The sequence below is a fragment of the Stenotrophomonas sp. BIGb0135 genome (assembly GCF_024810105.1).
Taxonomy (GTDB): domain Bacteria; phylum Pseudomonadota; class Gammaproteobacteria; order Xanthomonadales; family Xanthomonadaceae; genus Stenotrophomonas; species Stenotrophomonas maltophilia_AB.
This window is the reverse complement of sequence record NZ_JANUDX010000001.1, coordinates 666803-682311: the sequence shown is the minus strand read 5'-3', so window position 1 is coordinate 682311 and position 15509 is coordinate 666803. Positions and strand designations below refer to the sequence as shown.

18 protein-coding genes are annotated in these 15509 nt (G+C 68.4%); 12 read left to right on the top strand and 6 right to left on the bottom strand.

All coding sequences use genetic code 11. From position 1 onward, the window contains the following. The first annotated feature begins 12 nt into the window (after window positions 1-12). The 3 genes from M2421_RS03120 to M2421_RS03110 all read left to right on the top strand — a co-directional run bounded on the left by M2421_RS03120 (window position 13) and on the right by M2421_RS03110 (window position 2731). Complete coding sequence (locus M2421_RS03120) at window positions 13-1116, top strand: CDP-glycerol glycerophosphotransferase family protein (RefSeq protein ID WP_259203161.1); 1104 nt, start codon at window positions 13-15, stop codon at window positions 1114-1116. 31 nt (window positions 1117-1147) lie between these two features. Continuing rightward, window positions 1148-1933: an SGNH/GDSL hydrolase family protein gene (locus tag M2421_RS03115; protein WP_259203160.1), complete on the top strand. Its 786-nt coding sequence runs from the start codon at window positions 1148-1150 to the stop codon at window positions 1931-1933. A 66-nt stretch (window positions 1934-1999) separates the two neighbouring features. Beyond that, entirely contained in the window at window positions 2000-2731 is a 732-nt protein-coding gene (locus tag M2421_RS03110) for a hypothetical protein (RefSeq protein WP_259203159.1), read from the top strand. 12 nt (window positions 2732-2743) lie between these two features. Here the strand turns inward: M2421_RS03110 and M2421_RS03105 are convergent, their stop codons facing one another. Then, window positions 2744-3286, bottom strand: coding sequence for a thioesterase family protein (locus M2421_RS03105; RefSeq protein ID WP_259203158.1), 543 nt, complete (start codon window positions 3284-3286; stop codon window positions 2744-2746). Between the two features lie 69 nt (window positions 3287-3355). Here M2421_RS03105 and M2421_RS03100 point away from each other — a divergent pair, with 69 nt between their 5' ends. Continuing rightward, window positions 3356-3940: a TetR/AcrR family transcriptional regulator gene (locus M2421_RS03100; RefSeq protein WP_259203157.1), complete on the top strand. Its 585-nt coding sequence runs from the start codon at window positions 3356-3358 to the stop codon at window positions 3938-3940. Between the two features lie 20 nt (window positions 3941-3960). Here M2421_RS03100 and M2421_RS03095 read toward each other — a convergent pair whose 3' ends face one another. Then, a complete protein-coding gene (locus tag M2421_RS03095) occupies window positions 3961-4638 on the bottom strand; it encodes a MarC family protein (protein WP_259203156.1) in 678 nt (225 codons plus the stop codon). A gap of 249 nt (window positions 4639-4887) precedes the next feature. Here M2421_RS03095 and M2421_RS03090 point away from each other — a divergent pair, with 249 nt between their 5' ends. From M2421_RS03090 to M2421_RS03075, 4 genes are read left to right on the top strand one after another with little or no spacing between them, the layout of a single operon-like run. Further along, window positions 4888-5250 (top strand): hypothetical protein, encoded by a 363-nt coding sequence (locus M2421_RS03090; protein WP_259203154.1) that lies wholly within the window; start codon window positions 4888-4890, stop codon window positions 5248-5250. 35 nt (window positions 5251-5285) lie between these two features. Further along, window positions 5286-6866 carry a multicopper oxidase domain-containing protein gene (locus tag M2421_RS03085; RefSeq protein ID WP_259203153.1) on the top strand — a complete coding sequence of 527 codons (1581 nt, stop codon included), beginning with the start codon at window positions 5286-5288 and terminating at the stop codon, window positions 6864-6866. Then, on the top strand, window positions 6866-8011 hold the full coding sequence (locus M2421_RS03080; protein WP_259203151.1) for a hypothetical protein: 1146 nt from the start codon (window positions 6866-6868) through the stop codon (window positions 8009-8011). Before M2421_RS03085 ends, M2421_RS03080 begins: the two co-directional genes overlap by 1 nt. Before the next feature lies 1 nt (window position 8012). After that, window positions 8013-8624, top strand: coding sequence for an SCO family protein (locus M2421_RS03075; RefSeq protein WP_259203150.1), 612 nt, complete (start codon window positions 8013-8015; stop codon window positions 8622-8624). A 66-nt stretch (window positions 8625-8690) separates the two neighbouring features. Here M2421_RS03075 and M2421_RS03070 read toward each other — a convergent pair whose 3' ends face one another. Continuing rightward, window positions 8691-8969: a hypothetical protein gene (locus tag M2421_RS03070; RefSeq protein ID WP_259203149.1), complete on the bottom strand. Its 279-nt coding sequence runs from the start codon at window positions 8967-8969 to the stop codon at window positions 8691-8693. Between the two features lie 315 nt (window positions 8970-9284). Here M2421_RS03070 and M2421_RS03065 point away from each other — a divergent pair, with 315 nt between their 5' ends. The 4 genes from M2421_RS03065 to M2421_RS03050 all read left to right on the top strand — a co-directional run bounded on the left by M2421_RS03065 (window position 9285) and on the right by M2421_RS03050 (window position 11661). Continuing rightward, the gene (locus M2421_RS03065) at window positions 9285-10040 is read left to right on the top strand and encodes a cyclic nucleotide-binding domain-containing protein (protein ID WP_259203148.1); all 756 of its coding nucleotides are present in this window, start codon (window positions 9285-9287) and stop codon (window positions 10038-10040) included. A gap of 90 nt (window positions 10041-10130) precedes the next feature. Next, the gene (locus tag M2421_RS03060) at window positions 10131-10511 is read left to right on the top strand and encodes a VOC family protein (protein ID WP_259203543.1); all 381 of its coding nucleotides are present in this window, start codon (window positions 10131-10133) and stop codon (window positions 10509-10511) included. Further along, complete coding sequence (locus tag M2421_RS03055) at window positions 10508-11296, top strand: hypothetical protein (protein WP_259203147.1); 789 nt, start codon at window positions 10508-10510, stop codon at window positions 11294-11296. Before M2421_RS03060 ends, M2421_RS03055 begins: the two co-directional genes overlap by 4 nt. An 11-nt stretch (window positions 11297-11307) precedes the next feature. Then, entirely contained in the window at window positions 11308-11661 is a 354-nt protein-coding gene (locus tag M2421_RS03050) for a hypothetical protein (RefSeq protein WP_259203146.1), read from the top strand. Here the strand turns inward: M2421_RS03050 and M2421_RS03045 are convergent, their stop codons facing one another. From M2421_RS03045 to M2421_RS03035, 3 genes are all read right to left on the bottom strand, one after another. Continuing rightward, window positions 11662-12075: a hypothetical protein gene (locus M2421_RS03045; RefSeq protein ID WP_259203144.1), complete on the bottom strand. Its 414-nt coding sequence runs from the start codon at window positions 12073-12075 to the stop codon at window positions 11662-11664. It abuts the gene before it with no gap. Window positions 12076-12204: 129 nt separating this feature from the next. Further along, window positions 12205-13113 carry a hypothetical protein gene (locus M2421_RS03040; protein WP_259203143.1) on the bottom strand — a complete coding sequence of 303 codons (909 nt, stop codon included), beginning with the start codon at window positions 13111-13113 and terminating at the stop codon, window positions 12205-12207. Between the two features lie 65 nt (window positions 13114-13178). Beyond that, on the bottom strand, window positions 13179-15287 hold the full coding sequence (locus M2421_RS03035) for a TonB-dependent receptor (protein ID WP_259203142.1): 2109 nt from the start codon (window positions 15285-15287) through the stop codon (window positions 13179-13181). Between the last annotated feature and the right edge of the window lie 222 nt (window positions 15288-15509).

Genomic DNA, 15509 nt, shown 5'->3' with positions numbered 1-15509 from the left:
GCGGCCACGTTGATGCCCACTGCCGTCCCGCCGCCGCACGCGCCCCGGCGCTGGGTGATGCTCGCCTCGGAGGCGTACGCGCTGCCGATCCTGCGCCCGTTGGCGGCGTGCGCGCAGGCACGCGGTCACCAGGTGCTGTGGCTGGCACCGGACGCGGTGGCCGCGCGCCTGCAACCGGGCGAGCAGCGGATTGGCAGTGGCTGGCAGTTGCGCGCGTTCAAGCCGCACGCGGTGTTTGCCACCGTGAACCGGATCCCGCCGTTCTTCCCCGGCCTGCAGGTGCAGCTGTTCCATGGATTGAACCTGCACAAGCGCGACCCGGCGCAGGGCCAGTTCCGCATGCTGGGCCTGTTCGACCTGTACTGCTCGCACGGACCGGCCACCACCGCACCACTGCGGCAGTTGGCAGCCCAGCGCCGGGACTTCGGGGTGGTCGAGACAGGGTGGCCGAAACTGGATGCGCTGTTCGCTGCGCCCGGCACGCAGGTGCAGGCACTGCTTGCGGCGGCAGGCGGGCGGCCGCGGGTGATGTACGCCTCCACGTTCAATGCGCCCCTGAGCCAGGCGAGCCGGTGCCTGCCGGTGCTGGAGGCGCTCATCGCGCGCGGCGACCGGTATTGGCTGCTGACCCTGCACCCGATGTCGCCCCCCGCGGTGCGCGAGCGCTACCGCGCGCTGGCCGGCCCGAATGCGTGCTATCTGGAGGCCGAGCACGTGGTGGCCATGATGCAGGCCGCCGACGTGCTGGTCTGCGACACCTCCTCGGTGGTGGAAGAATTTATCCTGCTCGACAAGCCGGTGGTGACCGTCTGCCACCGCCAACCACAGCCGTGCATGCACGACGTGCGCTCGCCGGACGAGATCGATGCAGCGATCGACGCGGCATTGGCAATGCCCGGGGCAGCGGCACAGGCGCGGCGCGCGTATGCGATGCAGATCCACCCCGCAACCGATGCGCGGGCGGCCGAGCGTGTGCTGGCCGCGGTCGAACAGCGCCTCTGCAGCGGCGATGCGGGGTTGCGTCGGCGCGCCAGACGGCCGTTCCGACGCTGGTGGCGATCCTGGACCCTGTGGCGCGCCCTGCTGCCTGGCAAGGGCACCACGACCCCATGCTAGGCTGGTGGTGATCCCCGTCGGAGTGTTCCGGATGCCTTCATTGCCGCATGCCCTGGTCGCGGCCGCGACGCTGTCGCTGCTGATCCCCGCCGCATACGCCGACGGCCCGGCGGTCAACCCGCTGTTGCGCACGCCCGTGCAGGAGCTGACTCCCGCGCAGGTGGACGGCATGCAGCAGCGCCTGCTGGACTGGCCCCAATTGCAGCGCTACCGCGCCGAGAATGCCGCGCTGCCCGCCGCCGCGCCAGGCCAGCCACGCGTAGTGTTTTTCGGCGACTCCATCACCGAAGGTTGGGGCCGCACCGGCAGTGCGTCGTTCTTCCCGGGCAAGGGATACGTGAACCGCGGCATCAGCGGCCAGACCACCGCGCAGATGCTGCTGCGGTTCCGCCAGGACGTGGTGGCGCTGCAACCCGCGGTGGTGGTGATCCTGGCCGGGACCAATGACATCGCGGGCAATACCGGCCCGAGCACGCAGGCGATGATCGAAGACAACCTGCGGTCGATGGTGGAACTGGCCAGGGCGCATGGCATCGCGGTGGTACTGGCCTCGGTGCTGCCGGTCAGTGACTACCCCTGGCAGCCGGGCGTGCAGCCGGCGCCGAAGGTGCGCGCGCTCAACGCGGCGCTGCGGCAGTACGCCGATGCGCAGGGCCTGGTGTACCTGGACTACTACGACGCGCTGGCCAACGGCGATGGCGGCCTGGATGCGGCATTGGCCGCCGACGGCGTGCATCCCACCGCGGCTGGCTATGCGCGCATGGCGCCCCTGGCCGAGGCCGCCGTGGCCCGGGCGCTGCACGCACGGCGGCGCTGATGCGGTAGATTCCCGGGCAGCCGGGCGGCGCTGTGTCGCCGGGCAGGGAGCAACGAGGACAAGGGAATGCACGAACGACTGCAGGCGCGCCTGGCCGGCGTGGGGAGGGGCGTGTTGACGGCCCTGGCCATGACCATGACCGCTGCGAACGCGGGGAGCCCGCAGGCCGAGGCCGCGCCGATCACGCGCGCGGCGGTGCAGGGCACCACGCTGGCCGGCTGGACGGAACAGTGGTGGCGGTGGGCGGCGGCGCGGCCGATTGCGCCGTACATGGACCCCGACGGCCGCCTGTGCGACATCGACCAGGACGGGCCGGTGTGGTTCCTGGCGGGTACCAACGGTCGTTTCCAGCCGCGTCGCGAGTGCGTGGTTCCCGAAGGCAAGCACCTGCTGCTGCCGATCATCAACATGGTGATCTTCGCGTCGCCCGGGCGGCGTGAGTGCACGGCGCTGCAGGCGCGCGCGGCGGTCAACAACGAGCACCTGCTCAGCGCGGTGGTCCTCCTGGATGGGCAGCCGCTGGGCGACATGCGGGCGCACCGGGTGTCCAGCAACGGCTGTTTCCGCCTCGATCCGGAGGATGACACCTCGGCGCTGGCCGCAGCCGACGGCTACTGGCTGATGCTCACGCCATTGCCGCGCGGCCGCCACACCCTCAGCGTGGGCGCGAACTACGGCGCGCCCGACGGCAAGGCCTACAGCACGATGAAGCAGACCTTCGAGTACGTGCTGCACGTGGGCGGCAGGAGCCAGATGGTGCAGGTCGAGCAGGTGCATCCGGTACGCGCGGCACCGTGACGCGAGGGCGGCTCAGGCGTCGTCCTGCTTGAGCGCGGCGTCGGCCGCCAGCAAGGCGTCGGCGGCCTTGCCGAGCGGCGGGGAGGGCACATCCTCGGCGCCGATGGACTGCATCATGCGCGGCATGTCCACGAAGCGGCGCTGGCGACGGTCGTAGATGCCGGTCACCAGCAGGGCGCGGGTGGCGATCTTGTCCTCACCCAGCAGTACCCGTTGCTCCATGATCACCCGCGTGCCCACCCAGCCGACCAGGCGCGTTTCCAGGGTGAAGCGCTGGAACGGCTTGAGCTCGCGGCGGAACTGGATGGTGCCGGCGCCCACGATCGGCGCCCACTTCTCGCGCAGCGCCACCCGGCCCAGGCCCATGCGCAGGATCAGGTCCAGCCGGCCCAGGTCGAAGATGTTCCAGTAGCGCCCGTTGGTCATGTGCAGGTTGCTGTCCAGGTCGTTGGGCAGCACCCGGAACGGCAGTCTGGAGACCCCGAACGGTGCCGCCAGGCGCGGGCGGAAGTAACTGCACAGGAGCAGGTAGAGCAGGCGGAACCAGAGATTCATGCGGAATATGACGACTGTAATAGAGCGGATACGCTAGGCTATGACGACTGTCTTAGCAAGGAGGGGGCCATGGGACCGCGAACGACCGATGCACCGCAACGTGTGGTCGCCGCCGCAGCGGACATGCTCGCGCGGGTGGGGCTCAACGCCACCAGCATCCGCGAGGTGACCAAGGCGGCCCACGCGCCACTCGGCTCGACCTACCATCACTTCCCCGGCGGCAAGCAGGAACTGTTGGCCCGCGCCACCACATTGGCCGGTGACAAGGTGGATGCCCTGCTCGAAAAGCTGCTGCAGGAGGGCGCTGCACCGGGTATCGCGCAGTTCCTGCAGTTGTGGCGCGAGCGCCTGCTGCGCAGCAACTTCGATGCCGGCTGCCCGGTGCTGGCCGCGTCGGTGGAAGCGCCGGTGGAGGCCGTGCCGAGCCAGGCACGGGGGGCGGCGGCGGTGGTGTTCGCACGCTGGGAGCAGCGGCTTGGCAACGCGCTGATCGAGGCCGGCCACGCCCCCGCGCAGGCGGCCGTGCAGGCGACCATGATCATCGCCGGCGTGGAGGGCGCGGTGGCGATGTGCCGGGCGATGCAGGACATCGGGCCGTTTGATCGGGTGGCCACGCAGTTGCTGGCGCTGGCGGAGGCGCCCCGCACGGCATGAGTACGCGCCATCGGCGTGCTTCAATGCACGCCCGGCAGCCCCAGTAGCTCAGACAATCCCAGCCAGCCGATCTGCACGCCGATGCACAGCAGCACGAATGCCAGCAGCCGCAACACGACCTGGGTACCGGTGCGCCCGAGCAGCTGTTGCAGGCGGCCGGCATAGCGCATGCACAGGTAGATCAGCATGCACAACGCCACCAGCGCACTGGCCGCGGCAGCGACATGCACCGTCTCCGGTCCTTCGGCAGGGGAGCTCGTGCCCACCGCAATGGCCACCGCGATCGAGCCGGGACCGACCGTGAGCGGCAGCGTGAAAGGGTAGAACAACTGCGATTCCAACGTGGCGTCGACGTCCTCCCGTGCCTCCGCCTGCGCCGCGCCGGCGAGCGTGCCGTGTTCGCTCTGCGCCGGGGCCTGCAGCAGGCGCCAGCCGGTGGCGGCGATCACCAGGCCGCCGGCCAGCCGCAGCACCGGAATGGAAATGCCGAAGAACGAGAGCACGTAAGCGCCGATTCCGACGGATGCAGCGAGCATCACCAGGCTGTTGAACGCGACCGCACGCGCCACCCGCGCGCGCTGGGCCACGGTGGCGTCAGGCAGGAGGCCGAGCACCAGCAATGCCGCCCCGGGCGGATTGATCACCGGCAGCAGGCTGGTGAAGATCACCAGGAAGGTATGGCTGAAGTCATTCCACATGGCAGGCAGGAGGCGCGGCGGCGCGCGTGCGGGACCAGTGCGCACCATGCCGCGCAGGCAGTGAAGGTGGCTTGATCCTGGTCAAGCCCGCGGCGACCACGTCCGCGGGTCGCCGACGGCTGAATGCGCGCGCCCGGCCGCATGATCCGCGTCGGCTTGATCCAGGTCATGAAGTGGGCGGATGGTGCTCGCTAAGGTCGGGCTGACCCGTGCCCGGAGCGTTTCCGGACGCTGCCAGCGAGAACGCCAATGGCCCCGGTTCCGTCGCCCCCACCTGACCCGTCACTGCCACGCAATGCGCATCTGGACGAGGACATCTGCGTCCACATTTTCACCACGTCGGCCGCGATGCTGGGCGTGTGCATGACCGTGGTCGGGGTGCTGCACGTGGTCACAGTGCTGCGCAAGGTGGACACCCTGGGCGATGACCTGCTCAGCATCGATTCGCTGATCTACCTGGCCTCGTGCCTGTGTGCCTATGGCGCGCTGCGCACACGCAGGCGCAAGCGCAACCGGATGCTGGAGGTGATGGCCGACTGGCTGTTCCTGGCCGGGCTGGCGCTGAGTGCCGTCGCCACCGGCTTCATCACCTGGGCCATTGCCGGTACCTGATCCCACCCCGGAACCGTCGCCTAGCAGGTACATCCATGGATCATCCCGCCATTTTTCCGCATTCGTCACGCACACGACGGCTGCACGATCTTTACGCCGTGGTGCTGATCGGCACGCTGCTGTGGACCGGGGCCACCGTGGCCCGATCCCCGCTAGACACCGCCGCACCCGGGGCGCTGCTGCAGTCGCCGGCGGAAATCCGCTACGGGGCCGACGGCATCAGCAAAGGCACGTTGCGCCCGGCGATGTCGGCGGTGTCGGTAGGCGGGCAAGCCTATCGCGCGCTGGTGTTCAACGGGGACTACGACGCGCCGCTGATCCGCACCCGTCCCGGTGGCACGGTGTCGATCACGCTGGACAACCAGATGGACGAGAAGACCAACCTGCATTTCCACGGGATGACCGTCACCCCGTTGGATTCGGGCGACAGCATCTTCCGCGAGGTCGGCCCGCACGAAAAGGGTCTGTACCGCTTCAAGCTGCCCCCCGACCACAGTCCTGGCGCGTACTGGTACCACAGCCATTTCCACGGCGGCGCGCAGCGTCAGGTGGAATCGGGCATCGCCGGGCCGATCCTGGTCGACGGCATCCTGGATCCGTTCCCGGAACTGAAGGGCATCAAGGAACGCGTGCTGGTCCTGCGCAACTTCCAGAAGACCCTGACCGGCAGGCTGGCCAGCGAAATCGTCACCAGCGCACCGTCCATCCGCACCGTCAACGGGCAAGCCGATCCAGTGATCACGATCCAGCCGGGCGAAACCCAGCTGTGGCACCTGATGAACATCTCGGCCAACCAGTATTTCCGCATCCGCATCAACGGCCAGAACGTGCAGATCCTCTCGCGCGACGGCAACACGGTGAACAAGCGGGTGATGACCGACGAACTGCTGATCGGGCCGTCGGCACGCTTCAGCATCCTGGTGGTGGGCGCCACTACCGGCGACCATGCCGTGGAGCTGGCCGCCGGCAACACCGGTGCGGCCGGCGATCAGTACAAGGGCGCGCGCATCGCCACGCTGCGGGTGACCGGTGCGGCCCTGGCAACACGCAGCATTTCCAGTGCATACCCGGTGCTGGAGGACCTGGGCAAGGTGAAGGTCGCCAACGTCCGCCAGTTCGCCTTCCAGGATTCGGCCACCGACGGCGATGCATTCCTGATCAATGGCGAGCGCTTCGACCCGCGCCGCGTGAATACCACCGTCAAGCTGGGTGATGTGGAGGAGTGGAGACTGTACAACCCCTCCCAGGAACTGCACCAGTTCCATATCCATCAGACCGATTTCCAGGTGGTGGCGATCAACGACAAGCCGGTGCCGTTCAGCGGCTACCGCGATACGGTGTTCATCCCCGCGCGCGGCTCGATCACAGTGCGCATCCCGTTCCGTGACCCGGTGATGCTGGGCAAGTTCGTCTATCACTGCCACATCCTCGAACACGAAGACGGCGGGATGATGCAGGTGATCCAGGTGGTACGCCCCGAGGACTATGCGCAGGCGGTAAAGCTGGCGCCGCTGGGGGGCATCTACGGCGACAACCAGACCTGCAGCTACCTCACGAACAGCGGGCGCGAGTTCACCCTCCCGGCCAGTGTGCAGCTGCCTCCGGAGGGTCCGTGATGGACGCACTATGCAGACGCAGCCTGGCGCTGGGCATCGTGGGCGGGTTGGCCGTGCTGTCCGGCGAGGCCCGTGCCGACAAGGGCTATTACCCCAATTTCGGCATGGATTACAGCGCGGTGATGCAGTATGACTTCAGTCGCGTCGAGGGCGATGGGGCCACCGCGCCGCGCAACACCACCGATTTCTACCCTGACATCCAGAGCAGTTTCTACGTGCGGTTCAGCCCCAACGACCAGATCCGGCTGTCCACCGAACTCAACCCGATCAACCCGCCGGGCGCGGGTGAGAAACGCACCTTCGGTGACATCGGCCTGGTGGTCAACGAGCTCAATTACTACGCGCTCACCCAGCACACGCAGCTGCAGGTGGGCAAACTGCAGGTGCCGTTCGGGCGCGCGATGGATGCCGCACCGGGGCTGTATACCAATGATTTCGTCTCGACCTACGATCTGGGCGGCGTGCTCGGCGCAACCTACGCGTATCGCTGGTTCGGCCAGAGGCTGGGGATGCTGCAGGGCGGGGTCAATCTCTACACCGCCGACACCACCGAGTTGAGCCGGCCGTTCTTCCGTAGTGGTGGGCGCGCCCAGCGTGCCGACGGCGGCCCGGCCAACACCGGCAAACTGGATTCCTACGCGTTGACGGTGAACTGGGATGCGATTCCCGCACTGCCATTCCTGGAACTGCAGGCCGGCTACATGCGAAACCGCGCCGGGCCGGCGCAGCCAGACACCGGGCCTGCCGACGATGAAGTGATCCGCATCGTCTCAGCGCGCTATATCTGGGCACCCGATTCCAGCGCCGACCTGGACACCACGTTGCGCGGCCGCTACGTCGACGTCGTACCGCTGCTGGAGTACGCGGCCGTGCAGAACGAAGACGCCGTCGCCGGCAACGACACCCGCTACCTCACCACCTCGGTCACGATCGATTATGGCCGCTGGGTCGTGGGCGCCACCCGCACCGACAAACGGCGGCCGTGGGCACCGCGAGCCGGACGGCACGACTACCTCAACGAACTGAGTTGCGGCTACCGGGTGACCGGTCAATTGACCGTTGCCCTGTCCGTCGGCAGCCAGTCGCGGGGTGGACAGGATTCCAACCTGGTCGGCTTCGCACTGACGTACAGTGGAGCGCACTGACATGGAACGATCCCGATGGCAGGCCCTCGCGGCTGCTCTTGTGGTGTCGCTGCTGCTGACGCCACCGCTGGCGGCGCAGAGCCCGCCGCGGACTGGCGGCGCGTTCAAACTTACCGACCAGAGTGGACGCGAGGTCACCGAGCGCAGCTTCCAGGGCAAACCGGCGCTGCTGTATTTCGGGTTTACCTCCTGCCCGGATGTGTGTCCCACCGACCTGGCGCGCGTGGCGCGCATTGCCCGGCGCGTGCGGTCGCTGGGCGGGCCATCGTTGGTCCCGATCTTCGTCAGCGTTGATCCCGCCCGCGATACACCGGCCAGGATGAAGGCCTACGTGTCGGTATTCGGGCCCGACTTCGTGGGGCTGACCGGCACACCGGCGCAGATTGCCGAGGTCACCGACCGCTACCACGTGTATTACCAGAAGGTTCCGTATGGCAGTCGCGGACAGTACATGATGGACCATTCCACCTTCCTGTTCCTGCTCGACCGCGAAGGCCGCTATGTCGACCACTTCGGCCGTACCGCAGACGAGGCGCAGGTGGCCCGCCGGGTCGTCACCGCCCTGGCCGCCGCTCCGTCGCGTGCACGCTCGACATCCATGGCAGGCAAGTAGCCTCGCCACGCCTGCGTGACCCGCCTGCCGGCCTCCGCGACGGCCAGGCCGCAGAGGCCTGGTTCATTACGGTCGTCCGTTGTTGTTGGCGACATTCGCCGCCTGGCGCAGCTCCTGGTCGGCCTGGATCAGCAGTTCGCGTGCGCGCCCGGCATGGCCGCCCAGGCGTGAGTCGTTGTCCTGTTGTGCCACGCCGATCAGTTGATACGCCTGCACGATGTGCTCCTGGGCGGCGCGCAGGTTGCCGTGACGCTCGCCGATGTTGACGGTGGGCTGCTGGGCCTGGCTTGCGCCAGCCGCAGCGAGGATCAGTGCCAGCGATATGAGGCGGAACGTGCGGTTCATGGGAAAGGCTCCAGAGATGGGCGGGGACGGGGTAAGCGACGGCGATGTGCCCGGTACCCACACGATAGGTCGACGGGCCGGGTTGGCACTTGATGTGGGTCAAGCGACGGAGCGATGGCCCTGGCGGGGGTTTCGGTCGGCCAAACGCTTCATCCAACCGCGCCGGATAAGCTGAATGTGGGTGACCAGTAGAAATACTGGTGGTGGCGACATTGCACCGCGGCATCGCACAAAATAACCTGCTGGCTTGCGGTGGCACGGTTGGCTGCAATGGGGTGGGGAAGGGGGCGGCATCCAGAGCTGGAGATCTCGACCATGGCCAGGAGTGTTGTCACGCCGTCGGCGCGCTGCTGGGAGTGCGACGCCTGCCCGCTGGGTCCGGCGGGCTTTTCCGGGGCGGTGGGCGCGGACCTGTTGGGTGAGCTGGATGCGTTGATCGAGCACGCCGCCCCGGCGCATGCGGGGAGTTTCCTGTTCCACCAGGGCGACCCGTTCCGGTGCATCTCGGTGGTCCGATTGGGCACGGTCAAGACCTACGCGGTCGATCGCGCAGGCCGCGAGCAGATCCTGGGGTTCCACATGCCCGGCGATGTCATCGGCTTCAGCGCCATCGACGAGGGCCGCTATCCGTGCAACGCCGTGGCGCTGGACACGGTGACGGTGTGCAGGTTGCCCTTCCAGCGTGCGCTGGACCTGACCACCCGGATGCCTGCACTGCAGGCGCGGTTGTTCGGCATGATGAGCCGCGAGATCGCGCGCGCGGCGCGGTTGTCGTGCAGCACCAACGCCGACGAGCGCCTGGCTGCGTTCCTGATCGGCATGGCCGATCGCATGGGCGCGCGCGGCTACTCCTCCACCCACTGGCAGCTCACCATGTCGCGAATGGATATCGCCAGCTATCTGCGCCTGGCACCGGAGACGTTGAGCCGCTTGCTGCGCCGGTTCCAGGCCGAAGGGCTGGTCGTGGTCGACGGGCGCGAAGTGGAAGTGCGGGGACGTGAACGCCTGCAGGCGCTTGCCACCGCCGATCACGCGCCTTGCCTGGTCCCGGCCACCATCCGGGCGGCGTAGGCGTTCAGTGCGCGAGGGCATGTTCACGGACGTCTGCAGCGGCCCTAGAATGCGGGCATGCATTCCGCATTCCACGGCAAGGACGTCCTCGTGCTGCATCATGTTTCACTTGGGGTCCGCGACCTCGCCTTGGCCGGCGCGTTCTACGATGCCGTGCTGGGTGCACTGGGCTATCGCCGTGTGTTCGAGGACGACACCGCGATTGGCTATGGGCGGGTCGACGATGAGGACCTGCTGTGCCTGAAGCTGCACGATGATGCGGCCGCGCCTGGACCGGGTTTCCATCTTGCCTTCAGTGCGCCCACGCGCACTGCCGTCAATGCCTTCCATCACGCCGCGCTGCTCGCCGGCGGCCAGGACAACGGCGCGGCTGGATTGCGCCCGGACTATGGCGATCACTACTACGCCGCCTTCGTGATCGATCCCGATGGCCATCGCATCGAAGCGGTGACCAAGCAGGCGGATACGTGAAGCGGCGCGTACCACGGCCCAGCCACCCGCTGCTGCTGCCGTTGACCCGCGGCAGCGAAATCGCGCGTGCCCGCCAGCAGCTCCAGCGCGGCGGCTGGCCGCGCCTGCAGATGGCGGCCATCGTGCTGGTCACCGGCGTCGCCGGGCTGCTGGCCTCGCACCTGCTGCGAGTGGGCGGCATCGATACGATGCTGCTGCGCTATCCGCTGGCGGTGCTGCTGGCGTATGCCATCTTCCTGCTGCTGATGTGGGCATGGTTGCGCTGGCGCGGCGATGTCGCTGCCGATGCGGTGCTCCCGGATGCCGGTGGGGCGGGCGGTTCCGCCGCACCCGGCGGGGGACCGGACTGGTTCGGCAGTGGCGGTCGCTCCGGTGGCGGCGGTGCCTCCGCCTCGTGGGGCGAGGGGAGCACGTCCAGCAGCGCCAGCGATGGCGCGATGCTGGACCTTGCCGATGACGAAGCAGGTCTGCCGATCCTCGCGCTGCTTGGTGTCGTGGCTGTCGTGGCTGCCGCCGTGGTGGCGGCCAGTTGGGTGATCTGGACAGCGCCGGTGCTCATGGCCGAACTGCTGGTCGATGCGGCCATCGCCGGTGGCCTGTACCGGCGCATGCAGGGCATGCAGGGCATGCAGGCGCAGGGCTGGTGGCGGTTGTGCCTTGCGCATACCGTTTGGCCACTGCTCGGCGTACTGCTGTTCTTCGCCGCGCTCGGCTGGATCGCGCAGGAGATCGCACCGCACGCCACTACCTTGATGGATGTGCTGCAGACCTTACGGGATACATGACCATGGCTGGAGTGACGACATCGACCGCCTACCGCGCCGTTGGGGTGGGCGCACTGGTGGTGGGTCTGGCCACCAGTGGGGTGACCGCACTGCTAACGACCCTGATGGGAGCCGTGATCCTGCCACGGTTGCTGGCCCCCCTGCAGGCGCAGGGCATGGCGCCGCCGTCGTTCACCACTGCGTTCGCCGCGGGCTACCCGGTGGCGTGGTTGGGGCCCTTGGTGGTGTTGCTGGTCTGGCGCTTCGGCGGCATGCATGGGCGCTGGTTGGCCGGCGTGGTCGGCCTGGCCTCGATGCTGGTCGCCGGCAGCATCGCGGTGGTGGCGATGTACCTGGCGGTCTTTGCGCACGCCAGTGCGATCTGACTACCGGCGGAACCCGCTCTGGAACTCGGCCAGATCCAGCTGCTCGTCGTGGTTGGTATCCAGGCCCTCGAAGCGCATTTGCGCGAACCGGCCCGCTTCCTCGCCACTGAGGTCGCCATCGCCGTTGAGGTCGGCCACGCGCAGACGGTCGGCCGCAGAGAGCTGCCCATCCCGATCCGGGCCCAGCGCGGCCTGCAGTTCATCCAGACTGATCCGGTAGTTCTGGTTGGTGTCCAGTTCGCGGAACACCGCACCGCTGTCGTACTCGTCCGCACTGAGCGTGCCGTCGTGGTTGCGGTCCAGCAACGCGAAGCGGGTGGTCGCCGCGGTGGGCGTGTCCTGGGCGTGGCCCAGGGCCACGGCACACACCGCCAGCGTAAGTGCGCACAGGGCGCGTGTTGCGGAGGAGATCACGGCAGGCTCCAGCGACGGGAATGCCGCCAGTGTCGAGCAGGCGCGCAGCGCGCACCACGGCAAATCCCCGCGGATCGGCCCAGTACTTTTACTGGTTGAACGCCGGTGGCACGGGCGCCGACCGCGCCGTCATTCCGGGGTGATGTCCCGCCAGTGCGTGCCGTCGAAGCTGCGCACCTGGGCAGCGGTCACCCAGAGCAACACTCCATCGGCACTGGAGAGGTGCCCGCCGCCCTGCGGATCCGGCGCCACGTCCACTGGCGAGAGGACCTGGCCCTGGAGCTGGAACAGCGCGCCCGCCTCGCTGCACAGGTACACACGGCCGAATGCGGGCGCGATGCCGCAGAACGTGTGTTCGCCGTGCGCGTGCGCCACCGCGTGCACGCGCGCGCCGTCGATCACAAGGACGGTGCCACGGTCGCCCGCCGCCACGTAGCCGTCGGCGCTGCGGCAGACGCAATGCAGCGCATCGTCGGTGGCAGTGGGCAATGCCGACCAGTCCGCGCCGGTCCGGCGCCATAGCGCACCGCCGCTGCCCACCGCGAGCAGGTCGTGCTGGCCGCTGCCATCGAGGTCATGCACGCTGCTGGGATCACCGCTGCCTGCACCGACCCGGCAACCAGCGTCGCAGCGCGCCCAAGCCGCCTCATCCAGCGCACGCCGATGCACCTGGCGGCCTGCACCAAACGCATAGAGCACGCCATCGATCTGGCGCACGCCACGCAGTCGGCGCAGGCGGTTCGGCCAGGAAGCAGGATCCTCGTCGCCGATGCGGTCTTCGGCCGCACCGTCGTCATCGGTCCACTCGACATACCCTTCCTCACCCACCGTGACCGCCGTGTCCACCCCCTCCAGCGGTACGCCCACCAGACCGGCCAGGCGCTGTTCGAACGACCAGGTATCGAGCGCGTCCCCCTGGCGGGCGAACAGGATCGCGTGGGGCACGTCCTGCTCCTCCAGCTCCAGCGCGACCCCGGCGATGTACAGGCGGTCGCGGCGCAGCACCGCGCCATGGGTATAGCCAAAACGTCCGGTCATCCACGTGCTCCCTGCGCTCGATGTGAGCCGGCGATCATAACGCGGCCAACGCTGCGCTCAGGCGGTCACTCGAACCGCCAGCGCACGCCGGCATACACGCCCCGGCCTTCGCCCGGGGTCGAGCGCGCCACATCCTTTCCGGCATCGTTGTAGCCCGGCGTCACCGTGGCGGCGTAATGGCGGTCGCCGATATTGCGCAGTTCGGCCCAGGCCTGCCAGCGTCCACCGGGCGCGTCATAGCCCACCCGGCTGCCAACGATCACGTGGCTGTCGGCGCTGACACTGTTGGCGTAGTCCACGAACATCTTCGAGGCGTACTCGGTGTTGAGCGCTGCATGGAAGCCGGTCGGGTGGTCGTAGCGCAGCTCGGCCTGGTAGTAATGGCGCGGCAAGCCCGGCAGGCGATTGCTGCCGAAGACGGCGTCATGGCGATAACGGAAGTCGCTGAAGGTGTACGCCTGGCGCAGCGCCAGGCGGCCCTCGCGGCCTTCCCACAGCGTGCTGTCCAGCCCCGCTTCCAGGCCGCGATGCACGGTCGGGCTGGCGTTGTTCTCGGCCACGAACAGGTTCGGTACCGGCATTACCTCCACGGTAAGCAGTTCGTGCAACACGCGGGCGTAATAGCCGGTCAGCTCCCAGCGGCCCAGCACGCTGTCGCCGCGCGCGCCCAGTTCCAGCGTGGTGGCGGTCTGGTTGTCCAGCGGCACGGGCGCGCGCTGGCGGCCGGTGGAGGCGCCATGACCCGGGCCGAAGTACTGGTTCGAGCCCCAGATCATCGACCACGGATGGGCTGGCTCGACCGAGCGGCTCAGGTTGCCGAACCACTGCAGTTGCGGGGTCTGCTGCCAGGTGACACCCAGCCGCGGTGCGTAATCCCACTGCTGCTCGCGCAGGCGCTCGGGCGTGGCCGGCCAGGTGACCTGCACATCGCGGCGGGTATTGATCAGCGCCAGCCCGGTCTGCAGGTGCAGCGCCTCGGTGAGTGCCAGGTCGTTGCCGACGCGCAGGGTGCTGTCGGTGCCGTGGTGCGAGAAATCGCGCGTGTGCGTCCCGGCGGCATAGCCGTTGCTGGCAAATCGCAGGGTCTCGCGCACGTCCGCATCGAGGTCGTGGGTGACGCGCAGGCCGAGGGTGGTCACGCTGTCGCGGCCGAACAGTACATGCCGGTGGCGGTAGTCGAGTGTGGCGTTGAGGTTGCTGTAGTCCAGCTGCTGCCGATACAGGCTCTCGTTCAAGTCCATCGGGTACGTGTGGTACACCAGCCCGGCCTGCAGCGAAGAAGCTTCGTCGATCTGCCAGGTGGTCATGTTGCCGATCCAGGTGCTGCCCGGCTGCGGACGGCGCGCGTCGATGGCCAGGTTGGCCGGATTGGCCGCGCGCGGATCGTTGCGGATCTGGTCGCGGGTCAGGCGCCCGGGCGTTTCGTGATTGGTCTCGCGGTAACGCACGAAGAAGCGGGTTTCCAGCTGCGGGGTGATCTGCCAGCCGAGGTTGGCCATCGCCCCCTTGCCGTCGCTGGCGGCGTGGCGCTGGTAGCCGTCGGCCTCGGTATCGGTGTAGGCCAGGTAGTAGTCGACATCGCCGCTCACCCCGCCATAGCCGATGCTGCGCTTCTGGTAGCCGCGGCTGCCGGCTTCGTACTGCACGTCCAGGCCGGTCGAATCGCGCCCACTGCGGCTCACGTAATTGATGGCACCGCCCAGCGCCAACGCGCCGCGCTCGAACCCATTGGCACCCCGCAGCACCTCGGCCCGGCTCAGCCACAGCGGCTCAAGCAGCTCATACGGCGTGCCCCCCGGGCCGGTCAGGGGCAGGCCATCCAGCGACACTGAAATCCCCGAGGCATGCGCGCCCGGACCCCGGTTGATGCCCGAGCCACGGATCGAGACCTTGGCGCCTTCATTGCCCGGCGACTGCGCACTGACGCCCGGCTGGTAGGCCAGCACATCGGCGCTGGTGGACAGGCGGCGGTCGGCGTTGGTCAGGTCCACCACGTTACTGGCGCCGGGAACGCGCTTGAGCGCCGCGCGGGCCTGCTCGGTCTCGCTGGCGGCGGTCACGTTGACCACGTCGAGGGTGGTGGCCTGGGGGGCGGCGTGGGCGGTGGCCGACAGTGCGGCGGCGACGACCAGGGAGATCCGGGTAAGGGCAGGGCGATGCGACAGCAGGGACATGGGGAGGGCTGTAAACTAAAAAACTGGCGCGCAAGTTAACAGGTGTTGCCTGAAAGGTCACCCGTCAGGGGCGTATGGCCGTGATTGAGTGCCGGGGTGCAGTGCAGAGCCATGCCACGCGTGGCTGCCGAAGCCGGTGCAATCGGGGCTCCTGGGGTGGCGATCTGCGTGCAAGGCGCAGCCACGCATGGCGTGGCTCTACGGTGCGCGCGCCGGTGTGTC

What these genes read in the sequence shown, in the direction of transcription:
- M2421_RS03065 (WP_259203148.1), top strand. Translation starts at nt 9,285, where the DNA reads ATGGCCAGGAGTGTTGTCACGCCGTCGGCGCGCTGCTGGGAGTGCGAC.
- M2421_RS03075 (WP_259203150.1), top strand. Translation starts at nt 8,013, where the DNA reads ATGGAACGATCCCGATGGCAGGCCCTCGCGGCTGCTCTTGTGGTGTCG.
- M2421_RS03080 (WP_259203151.1), top strand. Translation starts at nt 6,866, where the DNA reads ATGGACGCACTATGCAGACGCAGCCTGGCGCTGGGCATCGTGGGCGGG.
- M2421_RS03085 (WP_259203153.1), top strand. Translation starts at nt 5,286, where the DNA reads ATGGATCATCCCGCCATTTTTCCGCATTCGTCACGCACACGACGGCTG.
- M2421_RS03070 (WP_259203149.1), bottom strand. Translation starts at nt 8,969, where the DNA reads ATGAACCGCACGTTCCGCCTCATATCGCTGGCACTGATCCTCGCTGCG.
- M2421_RS03040 (WP_259203143.1), bottom strand. Translation starts at nt 13,113, where the DNA reads ATGACCGGACGTTTTGGCTATACCCATGGCGCGGTGCTGCGCCGCGAC.
- M2421_RS03105 (WP_259203158.1), bottom strand. Translation starts at nt 3,286, where the DNA reads ATGAATCTCTGGTTCCGCCTGCTCTACCTGCTCCTGTGCAGTTACTTC.
- M2421_RS03115 (WP_259203160.1), top strand. Translation starts at nt 1,148, where the DNA reads ATGCCTTCATTGCCGCATGCCCTGGTCGCGGCCGCGACGCTGTCGCTG.
- M2421_RS03035 (WP_259203142.1), bottom strand. Translation starts at nt 15,287, where the DNA reads ATGTCCCTGCTGTCGCATCGCCCTGCCCTTACCCGGATCTCCCTGGTC.
- M2421_RS03120 (WP_259203161.1), top strand. Translation starts at nt 13, where the DNA reads ATGCCCACTGCCGTCCCGCCGCCGCACGCGCCCCGGCGCTGGGTGATG.
- M2421_RS03090 (WP_259203154.1), top strand. Translation starts at nt 4,888, where the DNA reads ATGGCCCCGGTTCCGTCGCCCCCACCTGACCCGTCACTGCCACGCAAT.
- M2421_RS03110 (WP_259203159.1), top strand. Translation starts at nt 2,000, where the DNA reads ATGCACGAACGACTGCAGGCGCGCCTGGCCGGCGTGGGGAGGGGCGTG.
- M2421_RS03095 (WP_259203156.1), bottom strand. Translation starts at nt 4,638, where the DNA reads ATGTGGAATGACTTCAGCCATACCTTCCTGGTGATCTTCACCAGCCTG.
- M2421_RS03100 (WP_259203157.1), top strand. Translation starts at nt 3,356, where the DNA reads ATGGGACCGCGAACGACCGATGCACCGCAACGTGTGGTCGCCGCCGCA.